This window comes from Kaistia sp. SLG-1 (assembly GCF_059699055.1).
In genome coordinates this window covers 2,360,127-2,380,078 of sequence record NZ_AP048544.1, presented here as the reverse complement: position 1 = coordinate 2,380,078, position 19,952 = coordinate 2,360,127, and the positions used below count along the sequence as shown (strand labels likewise).

Sequence of the window (19,952 nt, the reverse complement as noted above, 5' to 3'; positions counted from 1 at the left end):
GCTCTTTCCTAGCGGGGAGCAACGAGGGCGCTGGCGACGACGGCGCCGGCCGAGAGAATGGCGAGCGAGACGATCAGCGCGGCGAGATAAGGCAGGATGGCGCGGAACAGCGACGCCGCCGGCAGGCGCGTGACGCCGCTGACGACATAGACCAGCATGCCGACCGGCGGCGTCAGGCCGCCGATCATCAGATTGACGACGACGATCACGCCGAAATGGATGGGATCAATGCCGGCGGCGACCGCGAGCGGCAGGAGCAGCGGCCCGAACAGCAGGATCGCCGCGCCGATATCGAGGACGAGGCCGACGACAAGCAGGATGACATTGCTGAGCAGCATGACGGCGACGGCGCTGTTGCCGAAGGCGCCGGCGAGGCTCGCCACCAGGCCGGAGATGTCGTCGACGGCGAGCAGGAAGGCGAAGGGCGCCGCCGTGCCGATCAGGAGGCCGATGGCGGAAGCCTCGGTGCCGGCCTGGCGGAAGGCGTCGTAGAGGCTGGCGGCGCGGAGCCGGCCGAACAGGCCGAGGCCGAGCGTATAGAGCGCGGCGAGCGCCGCCGCCTCGGTCGTCGTGACGATGCCGAAGCGGATGCCGGCGACGACGATGAAGCCGAGGCCGAAGGCGGGGATCGCCGCCACCGCCGCGCGCCACTTTTCCGCGCTGGACGAGGGCATCGCCGTGGCGCCGCCCCGCACCGTCCAATGGATGGCGACGGCGAGCGACACCGCCATCACCGCGCCGGCGACGAAGCCGCCGACCAGCAGCTTGCCGACGGAAAGATTGGTCGCCGCGGCGAGGATCAGGAAGGCGATCGACGGCGGAATGACGTTGTCGAGCACCGAGGTCGAGGCGATGATCGCGCCGGCCTGCGCCGGCGGATAGCCGTGCTTGACCAACTCCGGCTGGAAGGTGCTGGCGCCGAAGGCGGCATTGGCGACGGACGAACCGGAGGCGCCGGAGAACAGCACGCTGGTGAGCAGCGTCGTCTGCGCGAGGCCCGCCCGCTTGTGACCGACCAGCGCTGCGGCGAAGCGCACCAGCTGGCCGGCGACGCCGGAGGCGGTGAGCAGGCCGCCCGCCAGCAGGAAGAAGGGAATCGCGAGCAGGAGGAACTTCGACAGGCCCGAGACAACGGAGCCGACCATGGCGGGCTCCGGCATGGTGCTGCCGAAGGGAATGGCGAGATAGGCGGCGGCGAGGAAGGCGTAGGGCAGCGGCGCCGAGACGATGAGCCCGACCAGCGCGATCAGCCCGAGTGCGAGGCTCGGCGGCAGCGACGTCGCGATCTCGAGTCTGCCGGCGCCGCCATAGACGACGACGGCGATCGCCAGCGAGGCTAGCAGCCGGAGACTACGCCCGGCGGCGATCCGCTGCAGCGACACCGCCAGCAGCACCAGCGCGCCGCCGCCGCCCAAAAGCGCGAAGCGGATCCATTCCGGCAGATCGAGCATCGGCGAGACACCGCCGATCATCGCTGCGATCTCGGCGGCGCCGGATACCAGCACCAGTCCGCCGACGAGGACGAAGGCGTCGGCGACGATATCTGCGGTTCGCTGCCCCCAGGCCGGCAGCAGCCGCGTGAAGACATCGAGCCGCATGGCGAGCGCGCTGTTGATGGCGAGCGGCGCGCCGAAGGCGATCAGCGCGACATGCAGCCAGATCGCCAGCTCGTCGGAGCCGGCAAAGCCGCCGCCGAAACCGTAGCGCAGCGCCACCGCCGTGATCACCACGCCGAGCAACGCCACCAGCAGCCCCGCGCAGACGAGGCCGAGGAGCCCCTCGAGCCCGCGCAGCAGACGGCCGGCGACGGCCGCCGCGAAGGCCTCGCGCGTCACCAGGGTTTCGCTCGACGACAAAGCTGCCCGTCCCTAGCGCAGCGGCGAGAAGGCCGTCGGCCGCAGGATGCGGCTGCGCATGCTCTGGACGAAGCCGGAGGTGCGGGCGCGGAACTTCTGCCATTCGGGATCGGCTTCCATGGCGGCGCGGCGGCGCTCGCGCTCGCCAAGCCCCTCGAAGCCCCACATGTGCACCACCTCGTTCACCGTGCCGACATCGGTGGTGAACCAGCCGATCAGATGGCCGAGATGGTGGATCTGCAGTTCCATCCCCTCGCGCACATAGAGATCGAGATATTCCCGGACATGGGCCGGGTGGATGGCATAGGTCCGCTCGTCGACAATCATCGCCTGCTCCGTCCGCGCGTCCCGCCCTCCCGCGTCGGCTCGCAGGATCCAGCCGGAACATCCTGATCGGCTTGGGGAAACCGCCTGGCCGCCACCGCTCGATCGCCCCGGCTTAGGCGAAAATGGCGGGCTTGGCGACCGCATTGTCCGGCATGGCAAGGATATTCTCCCGCGCGCGCCGCGATTGGAAAAAACCGCTCCGCATGGCGCCGCGCCGCACGTGACGGTAAAATGACAGCCTCCGGGAGGGCTCGATTCGATGCGCAAATCCCAGCCGCGCCTGTTCGAAGAACTCGTCGTCGCGGAAGTCCGGCTGTCGAAGTTTCTCGACGGAACGACGCAGCTTGCCGGCGCGCGCTTCGTCAATTGCCGGCTGACGGACTGCGACATGACCGGGCTCAATCTGTCCGAGGCCGTGTTCGAGCATTGCGACGTCAGCGGCTCTGATCTTCGCGGTGTCGACGCCTCGCGCTCGCGCTGGACCGGCACGCGCAGCCTCAAGACCAAGCTCGCCGGCGCGGATCTCTCCGAAGCGCAATTCAGCCACTCGAATTTCAGCAATGCCGACTTCGCCGGCGCGCGGCTGTCCCAGGCGAGCTTCGAGGACTGCAAGCTGACGGGCGGCGACTTTCAGGGCGCGGCGACGCTGGGCATCTCGTTCCGCCGCTCCCGCTTGAACGGCGCGATGCTGCGCAACATCTCCTTCCGCAAGGAGACGATCGACGGGGTCGACTTCGCCGATGCCGATCTCGCCGGCTCCGATTTCCGCCACGCGATCTTCGTCGATTCGTCGCTCCGCTCCGCCAATCTGAAGGCGGCCAAGTTCGAGAGCGCCGACCTGCGCGGCTGCGATTTGGGCGACATCACGCTCGCCGACGCCGCGCTGTTCCGCAAGGCTATCATCTCGAAGGCGCAGGCGAGCGAGCTCCTGAAGGGAATCGGTCTCATCGTGCTCTGAGGCGTACCCCCAGCGCCATCCTTGGGTTGAACAGGTCTCTGGTCACCCGGCCGCCGGGCGCTATATTGACGCTGCGGCAACCTCGCCGCGGAGGAGAGTACCCATGCGTGCACTACTTCTCGCCCTTGCCATCGGCTCCAGCCTCGTGCCCCTCGCCGGATGCACCAGCAATCCGAATGCCCCCGGCATCGAGGCCATGAACCCCGTCAACGCCTGCGGACCCGGCGGCTCGGCCAACGCCGAGGATTGCCCGAGCGGCCGCGGTCGCTAGTATCGCGGAAGAGACGTCTCTCCCGCGCCGATAGCAGCCACGATACCCAGCAGCACGGGATCCCTTCCGCGAGCGACAGCGCGCGGAAAGGATCCCGTTCTCGCCCGGCTGTTTACGCGCGCCGGACGCCCTATCTAACTGGCATCTGCCCCCCACCTTTGAGTCATCATGCCCCAATTCTCCGTCCTTCTCGTCCTCTGCACCCTCCTCGGGCTCAGCGGTTGCACCACCGATCCGAATTCGCCGGCCATCCGCGCCATGGAGCCGGTCAATGCCTGCGGCTCCGGCGGCACGCAGGACATCAATGCCTGTTCCTCCAATCACCGCTGAGACCAGCGGGCCGGATTGCCGCAACCAACGGAGTGCGCGCGGGGCGGGAAGTTTCGCGCGCGTGCAAGCGGCCCATTCGACGCGGGTGAACTCCGTCACAGCCATCGGGCCGGTTCTTGCTCTCGCCATGAACTCCGTCCAGAATGCCCACCAGTCATGGCCCGGGCACACACCCGGGCCCTTCCGATTCGTTCCTTGGAGGACATAATGAACCTGACGGTTTCCGGCTTCGCGGTGCGCAGCCTCACGCTGGCTTCGGCGCTGATGCTGTCGACGGCGGCCTTCGCTGCCCCCGATGCCCAGAAGATCGCAGACGCCTTCGTCGCCGCGGCCCAGACCCGGGACGAGGCCAAGGTCACGTTCGATGCCGCCAAGGCGGACGGCGACAACGTCACGTTGAGCAACGTGGTGATCAAGGCGAAGCATGGCGGCGACGTGACGATCCCGCTGCTCGTCATCGAGAGCCCGATCGAGCGCACCGCCGGCGGCTTCACGGCGGCCAGCATCGGCTTCGATTCGGGCAAGATCGTCGACAAGGAAACGACGATCAACTGGACCAAGGGCCTCGCCAAGGACGCGATCGTCCCGGCGCCGACCGAGATCAACTCCAAGGCCAAGATCACCCCCTTCTCGAACCTCGAGATCTCGACCATCAGCGTCGTGTCGACCGAGGCGCCGGCGCCGATCACCGTCGACAGCTTCAACGTCGCGCTCGGCAACGTCATCGAGGGCGCGCCGAACGACGGCCAGCTCCATGTCAACGGCGTCAACGTGCCCGGCGACGTGCTGAAGTCGGACGAGCAGACCAAGGACTGGGTCGAGCAGCTCGGCTACGACAAGCTGAACTTCGACGTCGCCATCGACGGCAGCTATGACGGCTCCAACAAGACCTTCACCTTCAAGTCGATCAGCTTCGACGGCAAGGATGTCGGCAAGCTCGCCATCACCGGCACCTTCGGCGGCCTGCCGCGCGAGAAGCTGCAGGATCCGGACAAGCTGTCGGAGCTCGCCGCGACCGCCACCGTCGACGCCGCGACGATCCGCTTCGACAATGCCGGCATCGTCCAGCGCGTCATCGACATGCAGGCGAAGGCCATGGGCGCGACGCCGGACCAGTTCGTCGACCAGATCAGCGGCGCCCTGCCCCTGCTGCTCTCCGTCGTCGGCAACCAGAACTTCCAGGACCGCATCGCCACCGCCGCGACCGCTTTCCTGAAGGATCCGAAGTCGCTGACGATCACGGCCGCCCCGGGCAACCCGGTTCCGGTCATGCAGATCTTCGGCGCCGCCTCGACCGCGCCGCAGACGCTGCCGGACGTGCTGGCCGTCGACATCAAGGCCAACAACTGAGGTCACCGCCTCTCTTGCGCGTCGCGGGCCCCGCGCCCGAAACGCGATGAATGGATCCCGGGCGGTGCAGACCGCCCGGTTTTTTCTTTCCCCTGCCGGAAAGACCGCCTTCGAGAGGGCAACGCCGAAATCGCGCGAACGCCCAGCCGCCATGGAGCCCTGCTATGAGTCGTCCGTCGCTACGCCTCCGTCTTTTCGCCGTCAGCGTCAGCGCCGCCGCGATGACGGCCTCGCTGCCCGCCCTTGCCGAGGAGCCGGCGGAAACGGCAATCCGCAGCTGGATCGCCGCGCTCGACGCCTCGCCCAACTGGGTCGCCGGCTATGCCGAGCTCTCCTATGACGCGAGCCAGCGCACCGCGACGGTCCGCAACCTGACCATCCGCAGCGAGACGCTGGCGACCAAGATCGAGATCAGCTTCGGCACGATCGGCGTGACCGGCTATTCCGAAGCCTCGGACGGCTTCAAGGCGCTCGAGCTTCGCGCCGACGACAGCAAGATCGTGATCGGCGACATCGCCGACATGAACCTCCGCGATATCCGCGTCGAGAATCTCGCCGTGCCGAGCTTCGCCAATTTCGTCTTCGATCCGGCCCACGCCTTCACCTCCGCCGTGAGGGGCCTGGCGATCGCGGCCAAGACCTCGATCGACAGCATCCGCATCGGCCAGGTGGAATCGACCCAGAAGGCCGAAGGCCAGACCTCGCGCGCCTCCTATGGCAGCTACGAGCTGAAGGGCATGGCCAACGGCAAGATCGAGCGCGTCACGCTCGGTCCGGTGCTGCAGGAAATGCCGTCTCCGGATGGGCTGGTGACCTTCAAGGTCGACAAGATCGAGGCGCACAAATACGACCTCGACGCGATGATCGACGTGTTCGATCCCGATCGCTATGTCGGCGGCGTCGGCGACGGCAAGTGGCGCGACGTGCTCGGCCTCGAAACCTACCGCAACTTCGCCATCGACGTCCCCGGCGCCGCGATCCGCGTCGGCTCGTTCGAGGCGGAGAATCTCCGCGTCCGCCAGCCGAAGCGGAGCTTCACCGGCTTCATCGACTCCATCATCGCCAATCCGGAGATGTCCGAGGACGAGATGGCCCGGGTCGCACGCGACAACATCGCCGGCCTGCTGAGCTTCGCCGGCGTCGGCGCCCTGCGTCTCAACGACCTCGACGTCTCGGCCCCCGAGGTTGAGCGCTTCCACCTCGGCGACTTCCACATCCTCGACCTGTCCAGCGACGGCATCGGCGAGATCGGCATCGCCGACCTCGACGCGGCGATCCAGGACAAGGGCTCGATCGGCGCCGAGCGCCTGGCGATCGGCGGCTTCAAGTTCCCTGATCCCGACGCGGTGGTTCAGTCGATCTACGCCAGCGAGCGCGGCATCGAGGTCAATCCGCTGCCGCTCCTTCCGACCTTCGGCTTCGCCGAGGCGGTCAATCTCGACGTCACGCAGGGCGGCAAGAAGCTCGGCTCCGTCGATCGCGCCCGCACGGATCTCAGCGGCTATATCGGCCCGGTTCCCACCAGCATCGCGACCGACGTCCGCGGGCTCGACCTCGACCTGTCGCAGATCGACGATCGCCGGGCGCGCGAGATGATCAAGGGTCTCGGCTATGACCGCCTGATCGCCGATTACGGCCTGAAGATCTCCTGGCGCGAGGCCGACGAGAGCGTGAAGATCGACACGTTCCGCCTCGCCCTCAAGGACATGGCGACGGTGACGCTGGACGCCACCCTGACCGGCCTGTCGCGGGCCGCGATCGAGGATCCGAAGCGGCTCGAGGCCGTGCTCCCGTCGCTGCTCTTCGCGCGCGGCCAGCTTGCGATCGAGGACAAGTCGATCGTCGAGCGCGCCATCGGCATGCAGGCGAAGAAGATGAACGTCGAGCCGGACAAGTTCCGCCAGCAGATCGCCGGCGCGCTGCCGCTGTTCCTGATCGCGCTGAAGAACCCGGGCTTCCAGGCGAAGCTCGCCCCGGCCCTGCAGGCGTTCCTGAAGGCGCCGGGCACGCTGACGCTCATCGCCGCGCCGGCGACGCCGGTGCCGGTGACGCAGCTGATCGACACGGCGGAGAACGCGCCGCAGAAGCTGCCCGACCTGCTCCAGGTCGAGATCAAGACCACCCCGTAACGGCACAAGACCACCCCGTAACAAAAAACGGCCGGATCGCGAGATCCGGCCGTTTTCTTATGGGGAACCCGTTCCTACGGGAGACCAGGCATTGCCGGCCGATCAGGCGGCGAGCGTGCGCGCCGTCTCGGAGGCCTTGGCCTCGGCGGCGGCGACGGCCTTCGCCGCATGCTCCGGACCAAAGGCGACGCCCTCGACCGTGATCGCTTCGATATCGCTCAGGCCGAGGAACGAGAAGACGGCGCGGAGATAGGGCAGCTGGAAGTCGAACTGATTGGCCGGGCCCTCGGAATAGACGCCGCCCTTCGACTCGACCAGCACGAGGCGCTTGCCCGTCACGAGACCGACCGGCTTGCCATCGACATAGGAGAAGGTGCGGCCGGCGCGCGCGACATAGTCGACCCAGGTCTTCAGCGTCGAGGAGATCGAGAAGTTGATCATCGACGAGGCGATGACGATGATGTCGGCGGCGAACAGCTCGTCGATCAGCTTGTCGGAGAGCGCGGCGATCGCCTGCTGCTCTTCATTGCGGGCTTCGGCCGGGGTGAACACGGCGCCGAGATAGGCCTCGTTGATATGCGGCAGCGGATCGCGCGCCAGGTCCCGGCGGACGACAGTCGCGTTCGGGCTGTGGGCGACGAGGTCGGTGAGCACGCGCTCGGCCACCTTGCTGGAGTGCGAAGCGTCGCCACGCGGGCTGGACGTTACGAAAAGGATATTGGTCATCGGTCTTTCCTTCACTATGTTACGGAGCCGGCCGAGACCCGGGGGGAGCCGCCGATACCGTTGAGTAACATTAGCAAATGTTACTACTGGGTAACATCGAGTCAATTGGGATGGATTTGAAAACCGCTGAACAGACTGTTCACCTGGGCGCTGCGAAGGCGACGCCGCCGCGCGAGCGCATCCTCGTCGCGGCGCGGGAGCTGTTCGCGCGGCATGGCGTGCACGGCGTCGGCGTCGAGACGATCGCCGAGACGGCCGGCACCAACAAGATGACGCTCTACCGGCATTTCGAATCGAAGGATCTGCTGGTCGCCGAATATCTGCGCGGCCTGGTGGCCGAGTCCTCGGCGATCTGGTGCGAGATCGAGGCGGAGCATCCCGGCGAGCCGCTGGCCCAGATCAACGCCTGGTTGGGGCGGTTCGCCCGGCATGCCGAGCCCGACAATGAGAGCGGCTGCGCCCTGGCCAAGGCGGCGGTGCAGATCACCGATCCGAACCATCCCGGCCGCAAGGTGATCGAGGAGAATACGCGCCGGCACCGCGACAACCTGATCCGCCTCTGCCGCGCCTCCGATCTCGCCGAGCCGGAGCTACTCGCCGATCAGCTGTTCCTGCTGATCGAGGGCTCGCGCGTCGCCTGGCAGAATGTCGGCCACGGCACGGGCGCCGATCTCGCAACGCTCGCCGCCGGCATCATCGCCTCGCATAAGCGGTAGGCTGGTTCAGTCTGCGACGCCCATCTTCCCGATGGGTGGGGCGGATGCTGGGACGATCCTCGTGCGCGTCGATCCAAGCGCATGATGCTGGCGGAGGTCGGCGATCGATCGCCGAGACCATTCTCCCAGACCGCATTTCCAAATCTCGACCATCATCCTGAGGTGCCCGGCAACGCTGGGCCTCGAAGGAGGGTCCAGGGGACACGCGCCTGATGAAGACCGCGAGAGAATTTCGCCGGACTTAGTCGGCAAACTTCGGTGCCCCGCTGGACCCTCCTTCGAGGCTTCGCTGACGCGAAGCACCTCAGGATGATGATCGGTATTCGGGCCCTTCACTTCGTTGACCCGACCTACCCAGCCAGCGTCAGCGTGCCGTTTTCCAGCCTGTAAACCCGGTCGACCGCGCCTTCCGGCAGCGCCGCGTGGGTGGCGAGGATCAGCGTGCGGCCGGTCGTCACCGCGAGGAGATCGACGAGGAACGCCACTTCCGTCGCGCGGTCGAGGCCGGCGGTCGGCTCGTCGAGCAGCAATACCTTCGCCGGCGACAGCAGCGTGCGCGCCAGGCAGAGGCGGCGCGCCTGGCCGGCCGACAGCGTCTCGCCCGCCTCCCCCAGCCAGGTATCGAGCCCGCGCGGCAGGCCGCGCACGAAGGCGTCGAGCCGCGCCTTTTCCAGAACCGCATAGAGGGCGGCATCATCGGCCGAGGGGTCGGCGATTTGGAGATTGTCGCGGATCGTGCCGATGAAGACGGGCGCTTCCTGCGTCAGGAGTGCAATATGCGCGTGCAGGTCCGCCTGGCGGACAGCGCGGATATCGACGCCGTCGACGAGGATCCGCCCGGCCTCGACATCGGCGAGCCGCAGCAGAAGGCTGAGCAGCGTCGACTTGCCGGTGCCGCTCTCGCCGAGGATGGCGATGCGCTCGCCCTCTTCGACGGTGAGATCGAGCCCGGACAGGACATCGTGGTCGCGGCCATAGGTGAAGCCGACCTTCTCGAAGCGGATCCCGCCGGAGGCCGGCATCGCCACCGGGCGTTCGGGATCGCGGATCGCCGGCGGCATGTCGACCAGCGACTGCACCCGCCGCGCCGCGGCGCTGGCGGCGCCCAGCTTGCCCGCGCCGCGCAGGATCGGGCCTGCGACTTCGAAGATGGCGGTGACCGCGAGCAGAACGCCGACCATGGCCGGCCCGCTGACACGGCCTTCGGCGAGAACCTGCAAGCCGATCCAGAGCGTGCCGATCAGCGTCGCGCCGGAGCCGAGCGTGACGAAAGCCGGGCCGCAGGCGATCAGCAGAGACTGGCGCAGGCGGGCACGACGCATAACGGCGGCGGCATCGTCGACGGCGCGGGTGGCTTCCCCGACCGCGCCGAGCGCGACGAGATCGGCATGACCGTCGATGCCGTCGAGCACGGCGACGCGGAGGTCCGCCGCCGTTCGGACGGTCGCTGCGCCCGTATTCCGGCCCGCGATCACGATCAGCGACGGCAGGAGCAGCGCCGTCAGCCCGAAGCCGATCAGCGCCACCGGCAGCGCGTCCGGCAGGACGAGGGCGAGGAAGATCCCAAGGCCGAGCGCGCCGAGGATCGCGGTCGCGACCGGGGCGACGACCTGCAGGAACATCATGTCGAGCGTCTCGACATCCGCCGTCAGCCGGGCGACGAAATCGCCGGTGCGGTGGGCAGCCGCCTTGAGCGGCACCAGCGGGATCAGCCGCGAGAAGATGCGTACGCGGATATCCGACAGGATCTTGAAGGTCGTCGCGTGTCCGGAGAGGCGCTCGCCATAGCGCGAGAGGATGCGCAGGAACGAGAAGCCGCGCACCATCGCCGAGGGGGCGAACAGATCGAAGGTCATCGCCGAGGCGGCGAGCGCCGCGCCGGTCAGGAACCAGCCGGAGACGCCGAACAGGGCGACGCCGGCCGCGAGCGTCATGCAGGAGAGCGCAAGCGCCAGCAGAAGACCGCCCGAGCGTGCCGCGAAGAGACTGAAGAGAAGACGCATCACGCCACCCCGTCGAGCTGGATGGCGGGAGCGGCGCGGCCGGGGGCACGCGCGCGACGGACGATGCGCTTGCGATCGTCGATCTCGCAGATCGCATTCATCCGCTCGGCTACTGCCATGGAGTGGGTCGCGATCAGGAGGGTGCGGCCGGCGGCGAAAGCGAGGATTTCGTCCATCACCCGCGCCTCGGTCTCGGTGTCGAGATGGGCGGTCGGCTCGTCGAGGAGCACCAGCGCCGGATCACGCAGGAAGATGCGAGCGAGCGCCACGCGCTGCGCCTCGCCGCCGGAGAGGCCCCTGCCCCGCTCGCCGATCGGCGTCGCGAGACCGTCCGGGAGACGCTCAGCGAAATCGAGGACTGAGGCGCGTGTCGCCGCGAGCCGGACCTCGACATCGGTGGCGCCCGGCCGGCCGAGCCGGATGTTGCTCTCGATCGTGCCGTGGAACAGGCGCGGCCGCTGGCCGAGCACGGCGACATGCCGGCGGAATGCCGTTTCGTCCAGCGCTTCAAGCGCGACGCCGCCGATCTCGACGGAGCCCTGATGGCTGCGTAGCCGCGCCAGCACCTCGATCAGCGTCGACTTGCCGATACCGCTCGGCCCGAGCAGCGCGACGCTCTCGCCGGCCGCGATATCGAGGCTCGTATCGGCAAGGATCGTGTCGCGCTCCGGCGTATCGACGGTGAGATGCCGGGCCCGGACGGGGACGGCGCCGCCCTCGCCCGGCCAGGGCGCGCCCTTTGCCTCCGTCGCGGGCGCGACCTCCGGCAGGCTGCCGAAGGCCGCCTCGATGCTGGCGACCGCCGCCTTGGCGTTGGCTCGGTCGTGATAGTGCGCCGCGAGCGTGCGCAGCGGCATGTAGACCTCGGGCGCCATCAGCAGGCAGAACAAGCCCGCCTGCAGGCCGAGCTCGCTGCCGCGCAGGTTGAGCATGTCGAGATAGGTGAGGCCGACATAGAGCGCGACGCCGGCGACGCCGAGGGCCGCGAAGAACTCCAGCACGGCCGACGACAGGAAGGCGATTCGGAGCACGGCGAGCGTGCGGCTGGCGAACTCGTCGCTCGCCGCGCGGACGCGGACGATCTCGTCCTCGGCGCGGCCGAACAGCTTCAGCACGACGAGGCCGCGAATGCGGTCGGCGAACATGCCGGAAAGCCGGGCGAGCGCGGTCAGATGCTGGCGGCTCGCCGCCTCGGCGCCCCAGCCGGCCAGCGCCATGAAGACGGGGATGAGCGGCGCGGTGACGAGGAGCACGATGCCGACGACGAGATCGACCGGCATCAGCCCGATGGCGAAGGCGATCGGCACGACGGCGGCGGCGATCATCGCCGGAACGAATCGGGCGAAATAGCCGTCAAGGGCCTCGACCTGGTCGAGAATCTGGCTCGCGAGCTCTCCTGAGGCACGCTGACGCATCCAATCGGGCCCTCGGCGCATCAAATTCGCGAAAAGATCGCGCCGGATCGCCTGCTTGACGTCTTCGGCGGCGCGAATTCCGGCCCATTCGCCGATCCAGGCGAGCGCGGCGCGGGCGGCGACGAGGCCGGCGAGACCGGCGAGCGCGGGCATCTGCGTCGCCATCTCGACGTGGTCGACGATGGCGCGATGGAGGATGGTTGCAAGCCAGTAAGCCTGCGTCACCGTCAGGCAGGCGCTCACAAGCGGCACGAGAATCGCGATGCCGAGCGCACGTTTGCCGACACGTCCCCGCTCCCTCAGCCACCGGATTTCACGGGAGGACGGGCGGGCGGGCGCGGAGTCGCGCCTGGATTCGACAGTGTTCATGTGGCCAAGCTTATAGTGTTGGCCGGTATCCGTGCGGCCCCTGTGCCAATCCACCGCACGCGTGATCTCGCTGCATTGATTTCGCTCAATGTTCGGAGCCTTATGGAACCCTAGCTGTGAAAGCCTGGCGACTCAAAAGGTATAGGCCATGATTGATATCGATGTCGTTACGCTGTCGAGGCTGCAATTTGCGGCCACGGCTATGTATCATTTTCTCTTCGTTCCCCTGACGCTCGGGCTCTCCTTCCTGATGGCGATCATGGAGAGCGTCTATGTTATGACGGGCCGCGAGATCTGGCGCCGCATGACCCTCTTCTGGGGAACCTGCTTCGGCATCAACTTCGCCATGGGTGTGGCGACGGGTGTCGTCATGGAATTCCAGTTCGGCATGAACTGGTCCTATTACAGCCACTACGTGGGCGACATCTTCGGCGCGCCGCTGGCGCTCGAAGGGCTGATGGCTTTCTTCCTCGAAGCATCCTTCATCGGCCTGTTCTTCTTCGGCTGGGACCGGATGTCGAAGGTCGGACACCTTTGCGTCACCTGGCTGGTCGCCTTCGGCGCCAACTTCTCGGCGCTCTGGATCCTGATCGCCAACGGCTGGATGCAGCATCCCGTCGGCGCGGTCTTCAATCCCGACACGATGCGCATGGAAGTCACCGACTTCATGGCGGTGCTGTTCAACCCGGTCGCGCAGGCGAAGTTCGTCCATACGGTCAGCGCCGGCTACGTCACCGGCTCCATGTTCGTCATGGCGGTCAGCGCCTGGTACCTGCTCAAGGGCCGGCACCTGGAGTTCGCCAAGCGCTCGATGGCGGTCGCGGCCAGCTTCGGCCTCGCCTCGGCGCTGTCCGTCGTCGTGCTCGGTGACGAGAGCGGCTACGTGACGACGGAAAACCAGAAGATGAAGGTCGCCGCGATGGAGAGCATGTGGCACACGGAGCCGGCTCCGGCCGCGCTCAACCTCATCGCCTTCCCGAACATGGAGAAGCAGGAGAACAGCTTCTCCATCAGCGTCCCCTACCTGCTCGGCGTCATCGGCACGCGTTCGCTGACGAAGGAACTGCCCGGCATCGTCAACCTGGTCGAGACGGCCAAGGACCGGATCCGCGACGGCATCGAGGCCTACAAGGCCCTGCAGGTCGTCCGCGCCAATCCGGGCGACACCCAGGCTCGCGAGGTGTTCAGCGAGAAGTGGCCGAACCTCGGCTACGGCCTCCTGGTCAAGCAGATCCGCCCCGACGTCGAAAACGCGACGGACGCGGACATCACCAAGGCCGCCGCCTCGACCATCCCGAACGTGCCCGTCATGTTCTGGAGCTTCCGCCTGATGGTGGGTCTTGGCTTCTACTTCATCGCCTTCTTCGCCGCCGCCTTCTACATCGCCTCGCGGCACAAGCTCGGCGAGCAGCGCTGGACGCTGTGGCTGGCGCTGTTCAGCCTGCCGCTTCCCTGGGTGGCGATCGAAGCCGGCTGGCTGCTTGCCGAATATGGCCGTCAGCCCTGGGCGATCGAAGGCGTGCTGCCGACCTTCTATGCGGCATCCGGCCTGACGTTCACCGATCTCGTCATCAGCCTGTCGATCTTCCTTCTGATCTACAGCGTGCTGGCCGTGATCGAAGTGATCCTGATGGTGAAGACGATCAAGAAGGGCCCGCTGGAGCATGATCCGCTGCAGCCGGCCGTCGCAGGTCCCGACGTGCTGCCGATCCCGGCCGCCGCCGGCCCCAAGCTCTGATCCGCGGGGGTTATCATGAATGACATTGTACCAGTCGACTACGAAACGCTCCGCCTCATCTGGTGGCTCCTGCTCGGCGTGCTTTTGATCGGCTTCGCCGTGATGGACGGCTTCGATCTCGGCATCGGCGCCCTCCTGCCGTTCGTCGCCAAGACGGACGAGGAACGCCGCGTCGTGATCAACGTCGTCGGGCCGGTCTGGGAAGGTAACCAAGTCTGGCTGATCCTCGGCGGCGGCGCCATCTTCGCCGCCTTCCCGATGCTCTACGCCGTGTCCTTCTCCGGCTTCTACCTGGCGATGATGGTGATCCTGGTCGCCCTCATCCTGCGCCCGGTCGGCTTCAAGTACCGGAGCAAGATCGGCGATCCCGGCTGGCGCTCGACCTGGGACATCGTGCTCTGCATCGCCGGCGTCATTCCGGCGCTGATCCTCGGCGTCGCCGTCGGCAACGTGCTGCTCGGCGTGCCGTTCGAGTTCGACGACACGCTCCGGACGTTCTGGCGCGGCAACTTCTTCCAGCTGCTGACGCCCTACGCGCTTCTCGCCGGCCTCGTCAGCCTCTCCATGCTGATCATGCATGGCGCGGCGCTGCTGACGTGGAAGACCGAGGGCGTCATCGCCGATCGCGCCCGCAGCTACGGACGGCTGGCGGCGCTCGCCGTCATCGTGCTGTTCGCGCTTGCCGGCGTCTGGACCGCCTATGGCATCGGCGGCCATGTGCTGACCAGCGTCATCGACCCGCTCGGGCCTTCCAACCCGCTCGGCAAGACGGTGTCGGTCGAGAACGGCGCGTGGCTCGCCAACTACACGAAGTATCCGTGGATGATGATCGCGCCGATCCTCGGCTTCGCGGGCGCGCTGCTGGCGCTCGTCGGCTTCACCGTCAGGAAGCCGGCGCTCACCTTCATCACCTCGGGCGCGGCCATCTTCGGCATCATCGCCACGGCCGGCGTGTCGCTGTTCCCCTTCCTGCTGCCGTCCTCGGTCGATCCGAGCAACGGCCTCACGATCTGGGACGCGTCCTCGTCGAAGCTGACGCTCTGGGTGATGCTGCTGTCGACCTGCTTCTTCCTGCCGATCATCCTGATCTACACGGCCTTCATCTACCGCGTCATGCGCGGCAAGGTGACGGCGGTGACGATGGACAAGAACCCGAACGCCTACTGAGCGGAGGATTTCAGCAATGTGGTATTTCTCCTGGATCCTCGGCCTCAGCCTCGCCTGCGCCTTCGGCATCCTGAACGCCATGTGGTACGAGCTGCGTGACGACCGCCTGAAGGGCCGCCTCGGCATCACGCCGAGCAAGGATCGCTGATCTAGACCAGCGCCCGGCGCAAAACAGAACGACCGCCCGACGGATCCGACGATCCCGGGCGGTCGTTTTCGTTTGGGGGCCTCGGATCCGCCGCCCTAGTCGAAGAAGCCGAGCCGGCGCAGCAGCAGAAGCGTGAAGCCGGAGGCGACGACGCCGATGACGGAGGCGCCGATCCAGCCAGTGGAGCCGTCGAGGAACGGCAGGCCGCCGGTGTTCATGCCGAAAAAGCCGGTCACCAGCGTCGGCGGCATCAAGAGCGCCGTCATGATCGAGAGCACATAGAGGTGGCGGTTGCTGATGTTGGCGAGCTTCGCCGCGATCTCGTCCTGCAGGAAGCGCGCGCGGTCCTGCACTTCCTGGACTTCCTGATCGAGCGTCTCGATGCGGCGCAGGAGCCGTTCCGCCGCCGCGGAGGCGGCCTGGTGGCTCTGCTCGTCCTCGTCGTCGTCGTCCTCGGGAAACTCGCGCAGGATGCTGCGGAAGCCCGACAGCTGACGGTGCAGCTTGACCGCCGTCCGCCGCAGCGGCCCGAGCCGGCGCGACTCGTCGTGCAGCCGCTCGTCGAGCACGCGGTCCTCGATCGAATCCGCCTCCATCCGCAGCGCACGAAGGGTCTCCGCCATGGCACGCAGCACCTGCTCGATCATCAGCTCGAACAGCGCGACGGGACCTGAGACGGGCTGGCCGCTCTGGATCTTGCTTCGCGCCAGCGCCGCGGCGCGCACGGGATGCCGCCGGCCGGAGACCAGATAGCCCGGACCAAAGGCGAAGCGCATCGGCACCGTCCGGTCGGAATCCTCGCCCGGATGCTCCTGCAGCGTGTCGGAGAAGCGGCCCCAGACGGCGTGCTTGTCGAAATCGAGCGTCGGATGATCGTCGACGGAGAGCAGCAGGCGACGCGCATCGCCGCTCAGCCAACCGACCCCGGCGATCCAGTCGCGCGCCAGACGATCGACGAAATCGATATGCACCCAGACAAAACCATCGGCCGGATCGCTCGGCGCGATCGTCTCGTCCAGCGCGATGGCGCGCGCGCCGCCGCCGGCATCGAAACGATAGGCCCAGATCACACCCGAGACGGGTCGGGACAGCGCAGAAGCTTCAGCAGGCATTGCCGGATTGATCATCGCATCGCTTGCCGGTCGAGCAGGAATTTCGACATGCCGCCGCGCGGCGGCACCACATGCGACAGTTCATATGACAGAACGATGACAGGCCGCGCGCGGGTCGTGGAATTCCATTGTCGCCGACGCGGGCGGCAGCCATGATCGCCTTACGGAAGGTGAACATCCGCCGGGACGGGCTCATGCAGAACGATCCACGATCGCACGGTCTCTGGGAGCGCACGGCGCCGCCTGCCCCGCCTTTGACGCCTCTCGCCGGCGACCGCACGGCCGACGTCGTGGTGATCGGCGGCGGCTATACCGGCCTGTCGACCGCCCTGCATGCCGCTCGCGACGGCCTCGATGTCGTGCTGCTCGAGGGCGTCGAGATCGGCTTCGGCGGGTCGGGGCGCAATGTCGGGCTGGTCAATGCCGGCATGTGGGTGATGCCTGACGACGTGCCGGCGACGCTCGGCCGCGAGCCTGGCGACCGCCTGCTCGAGCTGCTCGGCGACGCGCCGCGACAGGTTTTCGAGCTGGTCCGGGCGCATGGCATCGAATGCGAGCTGGAGACACAGGGAACGCTGCATTGCGCCGTCGGGGCGAAGGGGCTGGCGGAGATCCGGCAGCGGGCGGGGCAATGGCTTGCCCGCGGCGCGCCGGTCCGCCTGCTCGACGCCGCCGAGACGGCGGAAACGACCGGCAGCCATGCCTATGCCGGATCGCTGCTCGACCTTCGCGCCGGGACGATCCAGCCGCTCGCCTACGCGCGCGGCCTCGCCCGCGCCGCGCTCGATCACGGCGCGCGCATCCATGTGCGAAGCCCGGTGGTCTCGGCGGAAAGAGCGGCCGGCGGCTGGCGCGTGGCAACGGCGGGCGGCAGCGTCACGGCCGGGTGGGTGGTCGTCGCGACCGACGCCTATACGAGCATGCCCTGGCCCGAGATCCGCGCCGAGCAGATCCACCTGCCCTATTTCAACTTCGCCACCGTGCCGCTCGACGCGGATCTCCGGAGCACGATCCTGCCGGGGCGGCAGGGCGCCTGGGATACCCGCGAGGTGCTGAGCTCCTTCCGCTTCGACCGGGCCGGCCGGCTCGTCTTCGGCAGCGTCGGGGCGCTGCGCGGCAGCGGCGCGCCGATCCACCGCGCCTGGGCCAAGCGGGCGCTCGCCAAAATCTTCCCGCAGATCGGCGAAATCGCCTTCGAGGCCGAGTGGTACGGCCAGATCGGCATGACGGACAATTGCCTGCCGCGCTTCCACAAGCTCGCCCCCAACGTGATCGCCTTCTCGGGCTACAATGGACGCGGCATCGCGCCCGGCACCGTGTTCGGGCAAATCCTCGCCGGGCATATCGCGGGCCGGATCCCGGAGGAGGCGCTGCCGCTTCCCGTCACCGATGCCAGCGCGGCGCGCTTGCGCCGTCTCAAGGAAGCCTATTACGAAGTGGGGTCGCAGATCGCCCATCTGGCCGACGCCCGGCTTTGAAACGCAGTCGAGACCCGGATTTCGAGGAAGGAAGAGCATGACCATCGCCATCAAGAACAGCCTCAAGGCCGAGGTCGACACCCTTCTCGCCGAGATCGGCGTTCCCGCATCGGTACGCTCCGGCGGCACGCTCGCCGTCCATTCGCCTGTTACCGGCGAGGAGCTGGCCCGTCTCGTCGAGACCGACGAAGCCGCGGCGAACCGCGCCATTGAGGCGGCGCATGCGGCCTTCCTCGCCTGGCGCAGCGTGCCGGCGCCGAAGCGCGGCGAACTGATCCGCCTGCTCGGCGAGGAGCTCCGCGAGCACAAGGCGGCCCTCGGCCGGCTGGTCTCGATCGAGGCCGGCAAGATCGTCTCGGAAGGCCTCGGCGAGGTACAGGAGATGATCGACATCTGCGATTTCGCCGTCGGCCTGTCGCGCCAGCTCTATGGCCTCACCATCGCCACCGAGCGCAGCGATCACCGGATGATGGAGACCTGGCATCCGCTCGGCGTCACCGGCGTGATCTCCGCCTTCAATTTCCCCGTCGCGGTCTGGTCGTGGAATGCGGCGCTGGCGCTCGTCTGCGGCAACAGCGTCGTGTGGAAGCCGTCCGAAAAGACGCCGCTGACGGCGCTGGCGACGACGGCCCTGTTCAACCGCGCGGCAAAACGCTTCGTCGCCGAAGGCGGCACGCTGCCGGACGGCCTCGCGACCGTCCTGATCGGCGGCCGCGCCGTCGGCGAGGCTCTGGTCGACCATCCGCGCGTACCGCTCGTCTCGGCGACCGGCTCGACCGCCATGGGCAGCGCCGTCGGCCCGCGCCTCGCCGGCCGCTTCGCCCGCGCCATCCTGGAGCTCGGCGGCAACAACGCCGCCATCGTCTGCCCCTCGGCCGATCTCGACCTGACCTTGCGCGGCGTCGCCTTCGCCGCCATGGGCACGGCCGGCCAACGCTGCACCACGCTGCGTCGCCTCTTCGTTCATGACAGCATCTACGATGCCCTCGTGTCGCGCCTGAAGCAGGCCTATGGCTCGGTCAAAATCGGCAACCCGCTGGAGGCCGGCACGCTGGTCGGCCCGCTGATCGACGCCCGCGCCTTCGAGGGCATGCAGCGGGCGCTCGGCGCCGCGAGGGCCGCCGGCGGCACGGTGACGGGCGGCGATCGCGTCGACGCGGCGGCCGCGCCCGCCGCCTATTACGTGCGACCCGCCATCGTTGAGATGCCGGCGCAGACCGGCCCGGTCGAGCAGGAGACCTTCGCGCCGATCCTCTATGTCCTGCGCTATTCCGATTTCGACGAGGCGCTTCGCCTGCACAACGCCGTGCCGCAGGGCCTCTCCTCGTCGATCTTCACCAACGACCTGCGCGAGGCAGAGACCTTCCTCTCGTCGCGCGGCTCCGATTGCGGCATCGCCAACGTCAATATCGGCCCGTCCGGCGCCGAGATCGGCGGCGCGTTCGGCGGCGAGAAGGAGACCGGCGGCGGCCGGGAATCCGGCTCCGACGCCTGGAAGGCCTATATGCGCCGCGCCACCAACACGATCAATTTCGGCAAGACGCTGCCGCTGGCGCAAGGCGTCCAGTTCGACGTCGCCTGACGACTTCCGAAGCCGATCCTACCCCGACGAGCCCGGCCCATGACCGGGCTCGCGACGGGGCTCGCCCGGTCGCGCCCATGCAGGATTTCGCGGCAACCGATTGATCTTCCAGCCCTTCGTCCCGATCCGGAAATCGTCCGGAAACCGCGCGTTCGGACGAGCGGACCAACGCGAAAATTGGTCCTATATTTCCCTTGCGATAACATCCTAAAGACAGCAAGATAGCACCAATGCGTCAGGCAACTTTGGAACAAGGGTGGCCTGCTCCATCGACGAT

General features: G+C 67.7%; 17 protein-coding genes. 11 read left to right on the top strand and 6 right to left on the bottom strand.

The window, feature by feature from the left end; translation table 11 throughout:
- Positions 1–8 precede the first annotated feature (8 nt).
- Together AC6HZP_RS10700 and AC6HZP_RS10695 are read right to left on the bottom strand one after the other, a co-directional pair.
- Positions 9–1,856 (bottom strand): TRAP transporter large permease, encoded by a 1,848-nt coding sequence (locus AC6HZP_RS10700; protein WP_497526537.1) that lies wholly within the window; start codon positions 1,854–1,856, stop codon positions 9–11.
- Between the two features lie 12 nt (positions 1,857–1,868).
- Positions 1,869–2,183, bottom strand: a complete 315-nt coding sequence (locus tag AC6HZP_RS10695) for an NIPSNAP family protein (protein ID WP_201403542.1) — start codon at positions 2,181–2,183, stop codon at positions 1,869–1,871.
- A gap of 259 nt (positions 2,184–2,442) precedes the next feature.
- Between AC6HZP_RS10695 and AC6HZP_RS10690 the strand changes: the two genes are divergently transcribed.
- The 5 genes from AC6HZP_RS10690 (at position 2,443) to AC6HZP_RS10670 (ending at position 7,221) form a co-directional block, all read left to right on the top strand.
- Complete coding sequence (locus AC6HZP_RS10690; RefSeq protein WP_497526536.1) at positions 2,443–3,141, top strand: pentapeptide repeat-containing protein; 699 nt, start codon at positions 2,443–2,445, stop codon at positions 3,139–3,141.
- A 103-nt stretch (positions 3,142–3,244) separates the two neighbouring features.
- Positions 3,245–3,412, top strand: coding sequence for a hypothetical protein (locus tag AC6HZP_RS10685; protein ID WP_497526535.1), 168 nt, complete (start codon positions 3,245–3,247; stop codon positions 3,410–3,412).
- Positions 3,413–3,580: 168 nt separating this feature from the next.
- Positions 3,581–3,742 (top strand): hypothetical protein, encoded by a 162-nt coding sequence (locus AC6HZP_RS10680; RefSeq protein WP_201403539.1) that lies wholly within the window; start codon positions 3,581–3,583, stop codon positions 3,740–3,742.
- Between the two features lie 207 nt (positions 3,743–3,949).
- A complete protein-coding gene (locus tag AC6HZP_RS10675) occupies positions 3,950–5,092 on the top strand; it encodes an aq_1923 C-terminal domain (RefSeq protein WP_497526534.1) in 1,143 nt (380 codons plus the stop codon).
- Between the two features lie 164 nt (positions 5,093–5,256).
- Entirely contained in the window at positions 5,257–7,221 is a 1,965-nt protein-coding gene (locus tag AC6HZP_RS10670) for an aq_1923 C-terminal domain (RefSeq protein WP_497526533.1), read from the top strand.
- Between the two features lie 102 nt (positions 7,222–7,323).
- Here the strand turns inward: AC6HZP_RS10670 and AC6HZP_RS10665 are convergent, their stop codons facing one another.
- Positions 7,324–7,947 (bottom strand): FMN-dependent NADH-azoreductase, encoded by a 624-nt coding sequence (locus AC6HZP_RS10665; RefSeq protein WP_497526532.1) that lies wholly within the window; start codon positions 7,945–7,947, stop codon positions 7,324–7,326.
- A gap of 110 nt (positions 7,948–8,057) precedes the next feature.
- On the opposite strand from AC6HZP_RS10665, the gene AC6HZP_RS10660 reads away from it, so the two are divergent.
- Positions 8,058–8,663 (top strand): TetR/AcrR family transcriptional regulator, encoded by a 606-nt coding sequence (locus AC6HZP_RS10660; protein ID WP_201403535.1) that lies wholly within the window; start codon positions 8,058–8,060, stop codon positions 8,661–8,663.
- Between the two features lie 350 nt (positions 8,664–9,013).
- On the opposite strand, the gene cydC is transcribed toward AC6HZP_RS10660, so the two are convergent.
- The gene (gene cydC / locus AC6HZP_RS10655) at positions 9,014–10,666 is read right to left on the bottom strand and encodes a thiol reductant ABC exporter subunit CydC (protein ID WP_497526531.1); all 1,653 of its coding nucleotides are present in this window, start codon (positions 10,664–10,666) and stop codon (positions 9,014–9,016) included.
- Positions 10,666–12,450 carry a thiol reductant ABC exporter subunit CydD gene (gene cydD / locus AC6HZP_RS10650; RefSeq protein WP_497526530.1) on the bottom strand — a complete coding sequence of 595 codons (1,785 nt, stop codon included), beginning with the start codon at positions 12,448–12,450 and terminating at the stop codon, positions 10,666–10,668. The genes cydC and cydD overlap by 1 nt, the downstream gene beginning before the upstream one ends.
- A 148-nt stretch (positions 12,451–12,598) precedes the next feature.
- Here cydD and AC6HZP_RS10645 point away from each other — a divergent pair, with 148 nt between their 5' ends.
- Genes AC6HZP_RS10645 through cydX form a run of 3 tightly spaced genes read left to right on the top strand, consistent with a single transcriptional unit; the run spans position 12,599 to position 15,503 of the window.
- The gene (locus tag AC6HZP_RS10645; protein WP_497526529.1) at positions 12,599–14,188 is read left to right on the top strand and encodes a cytochrome ubiquinol oxidase subunit I; all 1,590 of its coding nucleotides are present in this window, start codon (positions 12,599–12,601) and stop codon (positions 14,186–14,188) included.
- Between the two features lie 15 nt (positions 14,189–14,203).
- A complete protein-coding gene (gene cydB, locus AC6HZP_RS10640; RefSeq protein WP_497526528.1) occupies positions 14,204–15,355 on the top strand; it encodes a cytochrome d ubiquinol oxidase subunit II in 1,152 nt (383 codons plus the stop codon).
- A gap of 16 nt (positions 15,356–15,371) precedes the next feature.
- Positions 15,372–15,503, top strand: coding sequence for a cytochrome bd-I oxidase subunit CydX (gene cydX / locus AC6HZP_RS10635; protein ID WP_201403531.1), 132 nt, complete (start codon positions 15,372–15,374; stop codon positions 15,501–15,503).
- Positions 15,504–15,598: 95 nt separating this feature from the next.
- On the opposite strand, the gene AC6HZP_RS10630 is transcribed toward cydX, so the two are convergent.
- The gene (locus tag AC6HZP_RS10630; RefSeq protein ID WP_497526527.1) at positions 15,599–16,615 is read right to left on the bottom strand and encodes a CorA family divalent cation transporter; all 1,017 of its coding nucleotides are present in this window, start codon (positions 16,613–16,615) and stop codon (positions 15,599–15,601) included.
- A 194-nt stretch (positions 16,616–16,809) separates the two neighbouring features.
- On the opposite strand from AC6HZP_RS10630, the gene AC6HZP_RS10625 reads away from it, so the two are divergent.
- Together AC6HZP_RS10625 and amaB are read left to right on the top strand one after the other, a co-directional pair.
- Complete coding sequence (locus AC6HZP_RS10625; RefSeq protein ID WP_497526526.1) at positions 16,810–18,093, top strand: NAD(P)/FAD-dependent oxidoreductase; 1,284 nt, start codon at positions 16,810–16,812, stop codon at positions 18,091–18,093.
- Between the two features lie 37 nt (positions 18,094–18,130).
- Positions 18,131–19,675, top strand: coding sequence for an L-piperidine-6-carboxylate dehydrogenase (gene amaB / locus AC6HZP_RS10620; RefSeq protein WP_497526525.1), 1,545 nt, complete (start codon positions 18,131–18,133; stop codon positions 19,673–19,675).
- Positions 19,676–19,952: the final 277 nt, after the last annotated feature.

What these genes read in the sequence shown, in the direction of transcription:
- AC6HZP_RS10695 (WP_201403542.1), bottom strand. Translation starts at nt 2,183, where the DNA reads ATGATTGTCGACGAGCGGACCTATGCCATCCACCCGGCCCATGTCCGG.
- AC6HZP_RS10690 (WP_497526536.1), top strand. Translation starts at nt 2,443, where the DNA reads ATGCGCAAATCCCAGCCGCGCCTGTTCGAAGAACTCGTCGTCGCGGAA.
- AC6HZP_RS10685 (WP_497526535.1), top strand. Translation starts at nt 3,245, where the DNA reads ATGCGTGCACTACTTCTCGCCCTTGCCATCGGCTCCAGCCTCGTGCCC.
- AC6HZP_RS10680 (WP_201403539.1), top strand. Translation starts at nt 3,581, where the DNA reads ATGCCCCAATTCTCCGTCCTTCTCGTCCTCTGCACCCTCCTCGGGCTC.
- AC6HZP_RS10675 (WP_497526534.1), top strand. Translation starts at nt 3,950, where the DNA reads ATGAACCTGACGGTTTCCGGCTTCGCGGTGCGCAGCCTCACGCTGGCT.
- AC6HZP_RS10670 (WP_497526533.1), top strand. Translation starts at nt 5,257, where the DNA reads ATGAGTCGTCCGTCGCTACGCCTCCGTCTTTTCGCCGTCAGCGTCAGC.
- AC6HZP_RS10665 (WP_497526532.1), bottom strand. Translation starts at nt 7,947, where the DNA reads ATGACCAATATCCTTTTCGTAACGTCCAGCCCGCGTGGCGACGCTTCG.
- AC6HZP_RS10660 (WP_201403535.1), top strand. Translation starts at nt 8,058, where the DNA reads ATGGATTTGAAAACCGCTGAACAGACTGTTCACCTGGGCGCTGCGAAG.
- cydC (WP_497526531.1), bottom strand. Translation starts at nt 10,666, where the DNA reads ATGCGTCTTCTCTTCAGTCTCTTCGCGGCACGCTCGGGCGGTCTTCTG.
- cydD (WP_497526530.1), bottom strand. Translation starts at nt 12,450, where the DNA reads ATGAACACTGTCGAATCCAGGCGCGACTCCGCGCCCGCCCGCCCGTCC.
- AC6HZP_RS10645 (WP_497526529.1), top strand. Translation starts at nt 12,599, where the DNA reads ATGATTGATATCGATGTCGTTACGCTGTCGAGGCTGCAATTTGCGGCC.
- cydB (WP_497526528.1), top strand. Translation starts at nt 14,204, where the DNA reads ATGAATGACATTGTACCAGTCGACTACGAAACGCTCCGCCTCATCTGG.
- cydX (WP_201403531.1), top strand. Translation starts at nt 15,372, where the DNA reads ATGTGGTATTTCTCCTGGATCCTCGGCCTCAGCCTCGCCTGCGCCTTC.
- AC6HZP_RS10630 (WP_497526527.1), bottom strand. Translation starts at nt 16,615, where the DNA reads ATGCCTGCTGAAGCTTCTGCGCTGTCCCGACCCGTCTCGGGTGTGATC.
- AC6HZP_RS10625 (WP_497526526.1), top strand. Translation starts at nt 16,810, where the DNA reads ATGCAGAACGATCCACGATCGCACGGTCTCTGGGAGCGCACGGCGCCG.
- amaB (WP_497526525.1), top strand. Translation starts at nt 18,131, where the DNA reads ATGACCATCGCCATCAAGAACAGCCTCAAGGCCGAGGTCGACACCCTT.